Origin of the sequence: Thiorhodococcus fuscus, assembly GCF_042682685.1 — a bacterium.
GTDB classification, from domain to species: Bacteria; Pseudomonadota; Gammaproteobacteria; order Chromatiales; family Chromatiaceae; genus Imhoffiella; species Imhoffiella fuscus.
Window position 1 is genome coordinate 13,956 of the sequence record NZ_JBHUHX010000002.1, and the last position, 12,241, is coordinate 26,196.

A 12,241-nucleotide genomic window follows, 5' to 3' on the forward strand; every position below is an offset into this window, starting at 1 on the left:
TCCGACTCGAATTCAGGAGTACATTGAATGCTGCAAGGCACAAGCCAGAAATTTCGCGGAGGCTGTCTCATGCTGGTCCGCGACACCGAGGGAGCCGTGGGCTTTCTCGGAACCGCGTTTCTCGTCCATGGAAGCGGTTACCTGCTGACCGCCGCTCACCTGGTGTCCAAGCCCGAGGGCCTGCTGGTCGTTGCGACCGCGAGCGGCGACGAGTATCAGCCCATGACCTTCGATCGGGTCGCGGCCATCCCGGTCTCGATCGTCCAGCAGGACATCGCGCACGATGTGGCTCTGCTCAAGATGGAACAGGAGATCTCGATCGGGGTTCCTGACGACTTTCTGGGCAGCGGCGCCAATGTGCGGCCCGGCGCCTCGCTCATGAGCCTCGGCTACTCCTTCGGGCACGAGCAGTTGCATACGGCGCTCAGCGTCGGCAGCTTCGCGTCCGCCAAGATCCGTTCCCCGAACGACACGCAGCTCATTCTGTTCGACACCATGGTGCAGGACGGCGATACCGGAGGTCCGCTGATTCACGTCAGCGACGGCCACATCGTCGGCGTCGTCAGTGGCCGTTTCGAGCCGGCCGAGGTCGTTCGCGGCAGTGCGGATTGGGAGCGCAGCCCAGCCCGCGACACCAATATCTCGTTCGCGGTCGATATCGACTACGGCATTGCTCTGATGCGCGCGGAGGGGCTGTTCGAGCACGCTTGAAACTTGCTGCACGTAGGGGAGGTGGGAGCTGGTCGAGCAGACTGCTTCGCCCACGCTTCTCATCCAGTCCAGGCTTCTGCTCCGTGTTTCCCTAAGCGCTCCACTCATGGGAACGGGCTTCTTTCCTGATCGCCGATGCGCAGGTCAAGGATGCGATCTGAACCTGTGCCGCGCCGGCGGTGATCTGGTGAACTCATCTCGCGCTCCGGTAGATTGGCGCGCGCTGTGCTTGTCTTTCGGGGCTCCATTCCGGTTCGTGCGCGATCGAGGTTCGATGTTCGTTCGGGCGGCGGATGCCATCTGAAGGGTGCGCGCGGGCAGGAGCGAAACGCTATCCCGCGCTCAAGCATGAAGGGTCAAACTATGGTGAATCGTATCTATTTGAAGGCGCCGGAGTTCGTGAAGGTTCGCCAACTCATCGACGAACTTTTGGGCGAGGGTCTTGAGCCTGCGAGCATCAGCGCGCATGCGGCACGCAAGCCGCGCGGGGATGATCTTCCGGTCGAGCTGATCGTCCATCGGACATGGGAGCGAGCGCTGATTGATGGCGGCGTTCTTGGCGCCTTGTTCGCAAGCCCGATCACCGCAGCGCTCTGGTTGATCGGCGATGGTCTGTTGGGTGTGCTTGTGCTCGTCCTCGGGGCGGGCGTCGGAGGCGCCTTCGCCGCGTTGCGCGCTCGGATTGCCAACCGTGACATTGCGCCTCAGTTCGCTGCCTTACGCCGGGGTGAACTGCTGATCGTCGCCACGGTCGATCACGCCGCCATCGGGGGGATCGAGGACCGGATCAAGGAGCGTCATCCCGAGGTTGTCGTGCTGGGCACGGATCCCGCCGGAACGCCCCCGTTTCCCTGATTCCTGCCATGAAATGCCGTGCCGCCGAGTTCCGATTCGGCGGCACGGCGCGGTGTCGAGTCTTTGGTTGGAGTCGGCCCGACGTCCCTCCCTCGAAACCCTCAATAGTCCTTATTGCTTTCAGCGGACTTCTCGATGCCGCCGCCAGCAGCCTTGAGGTCTTCGCCGACGCCGGCCATGGTGTTGCAGCCGGCCATGGAGAGCGTCAGCGGCAACAGCAGGAAGAGCAGCCAGATCATTTTGGATGGCGCATGTCTCATCTTCTCGGTCCTCTATCAGTGAATATCCGTGTGTCGTGTGGACTTGGTTGGGGGCTGCGTCTCTGCCCGAGCTCGGGCGTTGCATGTAGGGCGTGCGGCTGACGGGAGGGGCAGCGAATTTGCGAACCGCGTCCTCGAATGTTGAGCCTCGCTCCGCGCTTTTCGAGTCGGGCCGGAAGTCATACCGGACTCCGGTGACGGCGAACCGATGCAGCATAGCGGAACAGCACGAATGCAAACGCCGATCCTTTCTGTGACCGACACCAGGAATCGCTATGGGGCCGCGAACAGTCAGGAGCGCATTCCCGGCGAAGGATTGTAATCCCACGCCTGAGACCGCTCCAGTCCAGGCTTGTGTTATCGGGTGCGCCGCTTGGCGCACCTCGATGCTGGAGGGTTTATTTCTCGGAGTCGAAGGTCTTAACGGCGTCGTCCCAAGCCTCTGCCAGTGCCTGGTATGCCTGCGAGAAGCCCTCCTTCATCTCGTCCCAGGCGCTGTCGGAGCTGGTTTTCAGGCTGCCGTACCATTCGGCGACCTGAGTGCGCTGTTTGCGCAGGGCCTTCATGCTGGCTTGCGCCTTCTCGCGGGCGGCCTCGCTCATGCTGTCCCAGTTGTCGTCGAGGCGAGTCTGCAGTGCATCGATGCGCTTGTCGGCCGCATCCAGCGCTGCCTTCGTGGCTTCGACGGCCTCTTCGCGCTGATCTGCGCCGTAGGCCTTGAGCGATTTGAGTAGATCTTGGGTGTTCTGCTTGACCGCCTCAGCCGGTGGGGTCTGGACGTCGCTCGTCGTTGCATCGTCGGTCGTTGCAGCCTGACTCATCGCGGTCAGCATGAACAGCGCGAGAAAGAGCGCGAAGCTCATGTTGGGAATGGATTTCATATGGCATCCCTCCTGGTGCACGTGATCGGGAGTGGTGAGTTTTTACTCGGATGGGGACCGTCGGGATAGACGGTGGCCCTTGGGATGGTCGCGATACCACGATGCGAGCCATCCGCACGTGATTTAGCAAACTCGATGCCAATCGTTTTGCGTTCAAGCGCCCGTGCGGCTGGGAATGCGGATCGGGCCGGTACGGAATCTGGCGGTCCTCATCCTGGTGCCCATCGGGAGCCCCGCGTCTTGGTTCGGTCGGTTGATAAGCACCGATGTCGATGCGGGAGGTGGTGCGAATGCCCCGAACCGCCGATTCGCCGGTGCGTCTCGATGTCGATCGGTTCTTCTGTGTGCCGCGCGCTGATTTGCGCCCATTCGTTCGCCTTCGCGAGTCAGGCAATCCTCCTGACTGGAAGGCGCGTCAAAGGGCCGGTCGCTCCCTGTCATGGCCGGGCGCGGACCGAGCTGCCAAACCGCGTGCATGCCGATTGAGGCGAGGTGGCAGAGGCATCTGCCGCGACTTCAAGCGAGCGCGAAAGTACCCGAGCTCAATAGTTGGCATGCGAACTGTATGTCCAAGTCGTAAGGGCCATCGCTGAGTCGAGTCGACTCGATACCGTATTCATAGCCTTGGTCCTATCAAGGCGTACGGCGCCATAACTCAACGATAAGAGGTGACGCATGAATTGGGATGAAGTCAAGGGTAAGTGGACTGAAATGAAGGGGCATGTAAAGGAGCGTTGGGCCGACCTGACCGACGACGACCTCTTGGCCATCGAGGGCGAGCGAGACAAGCTCGTCGGGAAGATCCAACACCGTTACGGCGTGACCAAGGAAGAGGCGGAGCGCCAAATCGACGAATATGAAAAAAGCTGAATGCGTCGGCGGGCATTGCGGTGTCCGCCGTCACGCTCGTCGCGGACAACTAACCTCATGTGAATGTGGAGGTGCAGATGTTAAGACTCGCACTAATGTTCCTCATCGTCGCCTTGATCGCCGGCGCGCTGGGCCTGACCGGTGTCGCGGGCATGGCGTCCAACATCGCTTGGATACTCTTTGTGATCGGCCTCGTCTTTGCCGTGGTGTTCTTCGTGCTCGGGCGCAGACCGCCCTCAATCTGATCGATCGCGAACACTTAGGAATCGTTAAAGGACAGACATCCCGATGTTCGTAGGTGCGAATGCATTCGCACCTACATCATGTCCGAAATCCAGATATCGGGAAGCAATCGATGGACGCTCACTTAACCTGGGATCCGGTCGCTGAAGGCTTGATATGCGACGCCTCCCGCTGGCCTATCGCTTGGGCCGCCCGCCGGATCCCGGCCCACGTCTTTTAGCAAAACGGGAGAGATCCGATGGGTTCAGACGATCAGACCGACCGGGCGATCGGCCGCCTCGCCGATTCGCCCGGCGAGATCCCGCCAGGCGGCTGGCTCAAGATCCTGGCGCGGGCGTGGCGCAAGACCTCGGCCGACAATATCTCGCTCGCCGCCGCCGGGGTCGCGTTCTACGGCCTTCTGGCCGTGTTTCCCGCTATCGCGGCGCTTATCGCTCTGTTCGGGCTGGTCGCCGACCCTGCGCAAGTGCAGAGCCAATTTTCCTCTCTGAGCGCCTTTCTGCCGGCAGAGGTCTACCAGCTGCTGTCGCAGCAGATGCACGAGGTCGCCTCGGGCTCCGGGCAGACGCTTGGCGCCGGACTGGCCGGTGCGATTCTTCTGTCCGTCTGGAGCGCGACGCGGGGCACCCGGTCCGTGATCGCGGCCTTGAACATCGTCTATGACGAGCGCGAGGAACGCGGTTTCCTGCGGCTGAATCTGACGGCCTTCACCATGACCTTCTCCCTGGTGATCCTGGTCGTCGTCGTGCTCGCCCTGATCGTTGCGGTGCCGGTCGTGATGGGCTATGTCGGGCTGGGATCGTTCGCGCGCACGCTCGTCAATCTGGTGCGCTGGCCCGTGTTGGCCGCCTTGGCGCTGACCATGCTCGCGATCCTCTATCGTTTCGGACCGTCGCGCTGTCTTGCGCGTTGGCGTTGGGTCTCGGTCGGTTCGGTGTTTGCCGTCGTGCTTTGGTTGGCGGCGTCCGCGCTCTTCTCTTTTTATGTCTCCCAATTCGGCAACTACAACGCGACCTATGGATCGATTGGTGCCGTCATCGTGCTGCTGATGTGGCTCTATCTCTCGGCCCTGATCACCATCCTCGGCGCCGAGCTCAATGCGGAGATCGAGCGCCAGACCTCCCGCGATACCACCCGGGGCGAGGCGCGTCCGCGCGGGGAACGCGGCGCCTATGTCGCGGACCATCTGCCCGGCGAGCAGCCGTCATCGGCCTGAAGGACTCGGAGGTAAGTCTTGACCGCTATCTTGTCCCTGCTGTTGGTCGTTACCCTGTCGATTCTCGTCACCCGCATTGCCGCCATCGCGTTGCGTCATACCGGGCTCGCGCGCCAGAGCGCGCGCTTCCAGGCACGATCGGCCTTTTCCGGGGCGGGCTTTACCACCACCGAGTCGGAAAAGGTGGTCAACCATCCCGTGCGCCGCCGTATCGTTCTGACCCTCATGCTGCTCGGCAATGCGGGGATCGTCACCGCCGTGTCCTCCCTGATGCTCGCCTTCGTGGGGGGCGGGGATGCCGAAGGTATGGCCTTGTGGATCAAGGTGGTCTTGCTGGTGACCGGTCTGGTATCGCTCTGGGCCTTCGCCTCCAGTCAGTGGGTCGATCGACTGTTGTCACGCATCGTCGATCGGGCGCTGAAGCGTTTCACCCGTCTCGACGTCTCCGACTACGAAGGTCTGTTGCATTTGGCCGGCGACTACAAGATCGTCGAGCTTGCCGTCGAGGACGGTAGCTGGCTCGACGGCCAGCCGCTTCGCGCGCTGCGCCCGGCCGAGGAAGGCGTGCTGGTGCTCGGGCTCGCCAAGTTCGACGGCGAATGGCTCGGCACGCCGGGAGGCGACACCGTGGCACAGAGTGGGGATCGGCTCATCGTTTACGGTCGCACGGAGACGATGCGCGAGCTGGAGGCACGGCGTGCCGGTGACGATCGCGCGCACGCCGACGCGGTCGACGAGCAGCGCCGCATTGCCGAGGCCGAGCGCAGGAAGGCGGAACGCGATGGGACCGAAGACAGGATGAGGAGCCATACCGCTTCGAGGAATTGACAGGTTCGTCGAAGAATCAGGGCCAAAATCAGGCACAACATAAGAGATCACTATGTCAGTCATCATCTCGCGCGGTCGGCTCAAATTGCTCGGTCATCGGCTACGCGAGCGGCTGTGGGTCAAGCCGCTGGTGATTTGTCTCTTGTCGATTGCGAACGTCTTTGTCGCCAAGCTCGCGGACGACACGGATCTTGCGCAGTTCGTGCCGGCGATCTCCGCCGATTCCATCGAAAGCCTCCTCTCCATCATGGCCTCAAGCATGCTGGTGATCGCGACCTTCGCGGTCGGATCCATGGTTTCGGCGTACGCGTCGGCCAGCAGCACGGCAACGCCGCGCTCATTTCGGCTGGTCATTGCCGACGATGTCTCGCAGAACGCCCTCTCGACCTTCATCGGCGCCTTCATTTTCAGCGTCGTGGCCCTGACGGCCGCGAAGAACGACTACTTCGAGAGCGCGGGCCTCTTTACGCTCTTCATCCTGATGGCGGCGGTCTTTAGCATCGTCATCCTGACGTTTCTACGTTGGGTGGATCGCATTGCACGTCTCGGGCGGCTGGGAATGACCATCGACGTCGTGGAGAAGGCCACGGCCGACGCCCTGAAACGGCGGCGCGATGCGCCCACGCTCCAGGGCGTGGCGAAACGGCCTTACGACCCGGTTGGGAAAGCGGTGTTCGCGACCAGGGTCGGCTACGTCCAGCATGTCGATATCGCCGCGCTTCAGGCCTGCGCCGAAAAGGGGCAGGGACGTATCGTCGTCACGGCCTTGCCGGGAACCTTTGCCGCCCCCGGGCAGGCGTTGGCGTGCGTCAGCGATAGTCCCGATGGGAACACGGCGATTGACTGCGAGCAGGTGATCCAGTCGTTCTTGATCGGAGACGACCGCACGTTTCAAGAAGATCCTCGATTCGGTCTGGTGGTCCTGTCCGAGATCGCCGGCCGTGCGCTATCCCCGGCGGTCAACGATCCCGGGACTGCGATCGACGTGATCGGAACGTTCGTTCGACTGTTTGTGCTCTGGAATGATTCGGGCGCTCAGGAAGAGGGTGAGGCGCCCAAGTACGACCGGGTCGAGGTGCCGGAGCTTGCGGTGAGAGACCTGTTCGATGATGCCTTCACGGCGATTGCGCGTGACGGCGCCGGCACGGTCGAGGTTGCCGTGCGCTTGCAGAAGGCGTTGCGATCGCTGGCACTGATCGGCGATTCCGCCATGCGGGGTGCAGCCGCCTATCATGGACGACTGGCGCTGGCGCGTACCGAGCAGGCGCTGAATCTACCTGAGGACGCGGCGACCGTGCGTGCGGTCGCCGCGTTGACTCAGACGGCCGCCTTTGAGCGGACGGGCTAGCATGCGGCGCTCCTGTGGAGGGGCGGCATTCGTGCTCAATCCTGCTCTCCCGCGACACGAGATGACCTTCCGGGCTTTCTTTCAGGGAAGAGGCGTCGCGTCCGGATCCCCTTCGATCTCAATGTTGCCCTTCTCGACTTGATCGTTGATGGCATCGATGGCAGTGAATGTGCTCGCGGGCTTCCCGTCGGGCGCGACGGTGCTGCAACCCGAACTCAGACCGGCGAGGGTGACGACAGCAAGCAACATCCAATAGAACGGTGTTTTTCTCTTCACGACATGATCCTGCTTCAGCGGCTCGGGGGTGACATGAATTCCGGTCCCACGGGGTCGGTGACATGCTTCCGAATGATCCGGTCGATGGTGTCGAGCGCCTCGCGGTCGAGGCTCCAGCCGTCGATGATGTTGACCGGGTCCATCTGATCGGGTCGGCGTCCGCCCCAGAGCGCGACGCTGTGTCCGGGTTGGTCGAGCAGCCAGCGCAGTGCCAGCGCCATGACGTCCTTGCCGTAGTGCTCGCGGGCGAAACGGTCGAGCGCCGCGACCGCCGCCAGGTATTGATCGAAGCGCGGCTGCTGGAACTTCGGATCGCTCCGGCGCAGATCGTCGCCGTCGAATTGGCGCTCGCGCGTCATCTTGCCGCTGAGCAGTCCGCGACAGAGTGCGCCATAGGTCAGGGTGCCGATGCCGTGGCGCGCGCAATAGGGCAGCACCGCATCCCCTGTCTCGCGCTCGAAGAGGTTGTAGGGCGGTTGGTTCGCGTGCAGTGGGGCGACCGCGCGGAAGGCGTCCATCTGCTCGGGAGAGAAATTCGAGACGCCGATCGCGCGGATCTTGCCTGCTCGCAAGAGATCGTCCATGGCGCGTGCGGTCTCCTCCATCGGCGTTTTCGGGTCCGGCCAATGGATCTGATAGAGATCGATGCGGTCGGTGCCCAAGCGGCGCAGCGAGTCCTCGACCTCACGCTCGATACGTGCGCGCGTCGCCTCGCGCCAGACCTTGGTCGCGTCGTCGGACCAGTTCAGCGCGCATTTGGTCGCCAGCACCACCTGTTCGCGCAGTCCGTGGCGGGCGATGGCCTTGCCGAGGATCTGCTCGGAACGGCCCATGCCGTAGACCGGCGCCGTGTCGATCAAGGTCACGCCGAGTTCGACGGCATGGCGAATGGTTTCGATGGAGGTCTCCTCGTCCGTGCCGCCCCACATCCAGCCGCCGATGGCCCAGGTGCCCAGTCCGATACGGGAGACGTTCAGATCGCTGCTGCCGAGCGTAGTGTATTCCATGGTTTCTCCTGCGCTTAGGTGGATGAAGGGCGAGCGGCGGTATCATCCCCGTCGCGACGCAACGACTCGGCCTCGATGAAGATGCGCTTGATCTCCGGATGGCGTTCTCGGATGCGGCGTTCCAGCCGGTCCACCACGCCCATGATCGTCTCCGACGACAGGCTGGAGCGGAATCGGACATCCAGGTTCAGCAGGACCTCATCGGGGCCGAAATGCATGGTCAGGGGGCGGCCGGCCTCAAGCACGTCCGCGTCCTCGCGGGCGATCTGGCGAATGCTTTCGATCACCGATGGATCCGCCGCTTCGCCGATCAACAGGCTGCGGCTCTCGTAGGCGAGGAGGATCGCGACGCCGGACAGGGTCACGCCAATCAGCATGGAGGCGATGCCATCCCACATCGGATTGCCCGTGATCTCGGTGAGATAGACGCCGGCCAGGGCGAACAGCAGTCCCGCCAGCGCGGCGGAGTCCTCGAAGATTACGGTGACCGTGGTGGGGTCTTTGGCGTCGCGTAGCGCTTGCCAGAGCCGCTTGTCCTTGACCGAGGGCAGGAATTCCCGGAGCGCGATCATCCAGGAGGTGCCCTCGGCGATCAGTGCGATGGCGATGACCGCATAGTTCCACATGACATTGCCGCGCTCCTCCGGGGCATGGCCGGTGATGTGGGTCAGCCCCTCGAAGAAGGTCAGTCCACCGCCGATACCGAAGAGCGCGACGGCGACGATCAGGCTCCAGAAGTAGAGCTCCTTGCCATAGCCGAAGGGATGCGTCTGGTCCGGCTGGTGCCCGGAGCGCTTCATGCCGTAGAGGAGCAACCCCTCGTTGGCGGTATCGACCAGCGAATGGATGCACTCCGAGAACATCGCCGAGCTGCCGGTGTACAGGGCCGCGATCCCCTTGGCGACTGCGATCACGCCGTTTGCCGCCATGGCGCCGTAGACGGCGATCGGCGTTTTCTTGTTGTTCGCAACGGACGATGCGCTCATTGTCTTTCCCTCGTGGGTTGTCGGTGGGGTGCGAATCCCTCGATTTCGGAAAGCGCGGGCGAACCCGCAGGGTGATTGTTGGAGGCGCCCCGCCGAATCGCAATAAGCAAATTTCGCTCCAGAGGTTGTGCGGGGTGGACTGGTTCCTGTCTTCTCCCGACGTCTCAGAGGAAGGGTGTCAGCAGACGGGATCCACGGATTTTGATCCAGTCCAGCCCGGATTCCGGCTGTAGATCCCGAGGGCGCAATTCCTTGGAGTCTTCCAGGTCGGCGAGGAAATGCTGTTCGAGACACTGGGCAATGGTCTCGTCGCGGATGATCAGGGCAACCTCGTCATTGAGGGTCATCGAGCGATTGTCGATGTTGAAGGTGCCGACGGTCGCCCAGCAGGCGTCGGCGACGAAGGTCTTGGCGTGCATCATCCCCGGCTGGTAGGCGTAGATACGCACGCCGGCATCCATGAGCTGTCGATAGATGGCGCGTCCGGCGTGCCAGACCAGGGGTTGATTGGTGTTGCTCCCCGGCGTCAGGACACGCACGTCGACCCCTCGGTCCACCGCGTTCATCAAGAGCCAGCGCATGCCGTGGGTCGGGACGAAATAGGCGCTGGCGATGTAGATGCGCTTGCGCGCCGAGGTAATCGCCAGAAAGAAGAAGCGCTCGGCGTTGGTGCTGCCCAGCGACGGCGAGCAGGCCATGATGCCTGCGGCCTGGGGCTCGTCCACGGATGGCATGCGGTTGAAAGGGGAGATGGTGTCGCCGATCAATAGATCGCCGGTCGCCTCCGCCCAGTTGTTGGAAAAGGCGACCTGCAACTGCATCGCCGCAGGTCCGTCGATCCGCACATTGGTATCCCTCCACTGATCTTGAGCGCGTCCGTTGCCGAGCCATTGATCGGCGATCCCGAAGCCGCCGGTGAAGCCGATGCGTCCGTCGATGACGATGGCGCGCATGTGCATGCGCTGCTGGAACTTGTACGCCTCCTTGAGCCGGAGCGGTCGGTAGATGGCGACCTCTGCGCCGGCGGCGATCAGGCGTTGCCGATAGCTCCTGGGCATCTGCCCGGAGCCGATGGCATCGAGCAGCACCAGCACCTGGACGCCCGCCTGGGCTCGCTCGCTGAGGGCGCGCAGCAGCGTGTCGGCGACCTGGCCGGGATTGACCTCGTAGACGTGCACGCAGATGACGTGTTTGGCGTCCTTGATCGCGTCCCAGATGCGCGGAAAGGTCTGGTCGCCGTTGAACAGCACCTCGATCTCGTTGCCCCCGACGACCTGGACGGATGTCATCAGGCCGAGGTGGATGTTGAACTTGTCCTCGCGCGCGTCGAGGACATCCTGCTCGCCGCCGAGCGTGCGCATGCGTCGGATGGCGGTCGTGCGCGTCAGATAAGCGAGCAGCATCCCGAGCAGGGCTGCCAGGAAGACGAGACCGCCGAGTGACATCAGCATGGCGCAAGCCTCTGCATCGCGGAATCGCGGGGTCCGTCAATCAGGGTCGGCATGCGCGTTGACGGCATCGATTTGTTCGTTGAGCGTCCAGTAGTCATAGAGGTAGCCAATCAGGAAGAAGCCGCCGGTGAGCAGCCAGAGGAGTCCGGTCATCCATTTCCCGAGATAGAAGCGGTGCACGCCGAACAGACCAAGGAAGGTCAGCAGGATCCAGGTCAGGTTGTAGTCTTTGGGGCCGCTGACGAAGCGTCGGTCCGCTTGACGGTCCATGCTCGGTATCAGGAAGACGTCGAGGATCCAGCCGACGAACAGCAACCCCAAGGTCAGAAACCAGAGGGTGCCGGTCACCGGTTTGCCGTAATAGAACCGATGGGCGCCCAGAAATCCGAAGATCCACAGCAGATAGCCCATGGTCTTCGAGTGAGTGTCGTCGGCGTGCTCTAGCATCGTCTCCTCCGCAGATGGTTGTCCCGAAGCAGCACGCCTACCGTGCAGTGTTCAACGCGCTCGGTGGAGTGCCCGATTGGACGGCAGGGGCGTTGCCGATCGCTCGGCGATCCGGCGAGTGCCGTCGGGCGAGAGGATAGGTGGATATCACCCGGGCCGAACCCGATCAACCGGTGCAATTCCACCTCCGGCGGTCGGTGTGGCATGCGGTTCGAGAAATAATGCTTTTTATCATAATCTTACGCTGATTTTCTTGGTTGGCATCCTGGTTGCTCTAGCTAGTGCGGGTCCGTGAGTTTCGCGGGTTTACTGCGCTCTTCCGCAGTTCGAGCGCACGCCTTAATACACACTGCTTAGTCGTACATAAGGGAGGCCACGCTTATGAAACAGAAATTTACGATCGGTTTTGCCGTCGTTCTCGTCATTGCAATCGTTCTGCTTTGGCTCCGTTGGGGACCAGATTCCTGGGAGGTACAGATCACTGGTGTGACCGGCGATGGTCGCGATGTCCAGTACCGGATCGAGACGGTCTATGCGGATACGGCGGATACGCTGATCTTTCGTAACGAGGACGCGGGATTCATGCCGCCTTATTTCAAGTTCGATTCGGCGGACCTTCAGTCGGTCGCCAGCCGGATCACGCGAGACTGTCCTGAGGTTCCTGTGACAGTGAACGGCTATAGCCTGCGTATCCCGTGGCTGGATATGTTCCCGAACGCAACATCCATCGATGCGCCCCAGGACTGTCTCGATGCGCCTTCCGATTCCTCCTCTGCTGTGGAGGCGGGCGCCCACCAGTAAAGGAGGTGGGAATATCCAGCGCCCAGGTGCCTAGTCTCGCACCAGGGGGCTCGATGAGGGA

The 12,241-nt window shown here is 62.5% G+C and carries 15 protein-coding genes; 8 read left to right on the top strand and 7 right to left on the bottom strand.

Features of this window, described 5'->3' with window-relative positions:
• The first annotated feature begins 27 nt into the window (after positions 1–27).
• Positions 28–711, top strand: a complete 684-nt coding sequence (locus tag ACFSJC_RS00815; protein WP_386021813.1) for a S1 family peptidase — start codon at positions 28–30, stop codon at positions 709–711.
• 348 nt (positions 712–1,059) lie between these two features.
• Positions 1,060–1,566, top strand: coding sequence for a hypothetical protein (locus ACFSJC_RS00820; protein WP_386021815.1), 507 nt, complete (start codon positions 1,060–1,062; stop codon positions 1,564–1,566).
• A gap of 101 nt (positions 1,567–1,667) precedes the next feature.
• Here ACFSJC_RS00820 and ACFSJC_RS00825 read toward each other — a convergent pair whose 3' ends face one another.
• Both ACFSJC_RS00825 and ACFSJC_RS00830 read right to left on the bottom strand, forming a co-directional pair.
• Positions 1,668–1,826 carry an entericidin A/B family lipoprotein gene (locus ACFSJC_RS00825; RefSeq protein ID WP_386021818.1) on the bottom strand — a complete coding sequence of 53 codons (159 nt, stop codon included), beginning with the start codon at positions 1,824–1,826 and terminating at the stop codon, positions 1,668–1,670.
• 398 nt (positions 1,827–2,224) lie between these two features.
• Positions 2,225–2,707: a sll1863 family stress response protein gene (locus ACFSJC_RS00830; protein ID WP_386021820.1), complete on the bottom strand. Its 483-nt coding sequence runs from the start codon at positions 2,705–2,707 to the stop codon at positions 2,225–2,227.
• Positions 2,708–3,382: 675 nt separating this feature from the next.
• On the opposite strand from ACFSJC_RS00830, the gene ACFSJC_RS00835 reads away from it, so the two are divergent.
• From ACFSJC_RS00835 to ACFSJC_RS00855, 5 genes are all read left to right on the top strand, one after another.
• The gene (locus tag ACFSJC_RS00835) at positions 3,383–3,577 is read left to right on the top strand and encodes a CsbD family protein (protein ID WP_386021823.1); all 195 of its coding nucleotides are present in this window, start codon (positions 3,383–3,385) and stop codon (positions 3,575–3,577) included.
• 77 nt (positions 3,578–3,654) lie between these two features.
• On the top strand, positions 3,655–3,822 hold the full coding sequence (locus ACFSJC_RS00840) for a DUF1328 domain-containing protein (RefSeq protein WP_386021826.1): 168 nt from the start codon (positions 3,655–3,657) through the stop codon (positions 3,820–3,822).
• A 236-nt stretch (positions 3,823–4,058) separates the two neighbouring features.
• The gene (locus ACFSJC_RS00845; protein WP_386021829.1) at positions 4,059–5,036 is read left to right on the top strand and encodes a YihY/virulence factor BrkB family protein; all 978 of its coding nucleotides are present in this window, start codon (positions 4,059–4,061) and stop codon (positions 5,034–5,036) included.
• An 18-nt stretch (positions 5,037–5,054) separates the two neighbouring features.
• A complete protein-coding gene (locus ACFSJC_RS00850; RefSeq protein ID WP_386021832.1) occupies positions 5,055–5,864 on the top strand; it encodes a TrkA C-terminal domain-containing protein in 810 nt (269 codons plus the stop codon).
• A 52-nt stretch (positions 5,865–5,916) separates the two neighbouring features.
• Entirely contained in the window at positions 5,917–7,212 is a 1,296-nt protein-coding gene (locus tag ACFSJC_RS00855; protein WP_386021835.1) for a DUF2254 domain-containing protein, read from the top strand.
• A gap of 81 nt (positions 7,213–7,293) precedes the next feature.
• Here the strand turns inward: ACFSJC_RS00855 and ACFSJC_RS00860 are convergent, their stop codons facing one another.
• The 5 genes from ACFSJC_RS00860 to ACFSJC_RS00880 all read right to left on the bottom strand — a co-directional run bounded on the left by ACFSJC_RS00860 (position 7,294) and on the right by ACFSJC_RS00880 (position 11,379).
• A complete protein-coding gene (locus ACFSJC_RS00860; RefSeq protein ID WP_386021838.1) occupies positions 7,294–7,488 on the bottom strand; it encodes a hypothetical protein in 195 nt (64 codons plus the stop codon).
• A gap of 14 nt (positions 7,489–7,502) precedes the next feature.
• A complete protein-coding gene (locus tag ACFSJC_RS00865) occupies positions 7,503–8,495 on the bottom strand; it encodes an aldo/keto reductase (protein WP_386021841.1) in 993 nt (330 codons plus the stop codon).
• 14 nt (positions 8,496–8,509) lie between these two features.
• Positions 8,510–9,481 (bottom strand): cation diffusion facilitator family transporter, encoded by a 972-nt coding sequence (locus ACFSJC_RS00870; protein WP_386021844.1) that lies wholly within the window; start codon positions 9,479–9,481, stop codon positions 8,510–8,512.
• 164 nt (positions 9,482–9,645) lie between these two features.
• Positions 9,646–10,932, bottom strand: a complete 1,287-nt coding sequence (locus ACFSJC_RS00875) for a phospholipase D-like domain-containing protein (protein WP_386021846.1) — start codon at positions 10,930–10,932, stop codon at positions 9,646–9,648.
• A gap of 36 nt (positions 10,933–10,968) precedes the next feature.
• Positions 10,969–11,379 carry an NINE protein gene (locus ACFSJC_RS00880; RefSeq protein ID WP_386021849.1) on the bottom strand — a complete coding sequence of 137 codons (411 nt, stop codon included), beginning with the start codon at positions 11,377–11,379 and terminating at the stop codon, positions 10,969–10,971.
• Between the two features lie 381 nt (positions 11,380–11,760).
• Here ACFSJC_RS00880 and ACFSJC_RS00885 point away from each other — a divergent pair, with 381 nt between their 5' ends.
• Complete coding sequence (locus ACFSJC_RS00885) at positions 11,761–12,180, top strand: DUF1523 family protein (protein ID WP_386021852.1); 420 nt, start codon at positions 11,761–11,763, stop codon at positions 12,178–12,180.
• Positions 12,181–12,241: the final 61 nt, after the last annotated feature.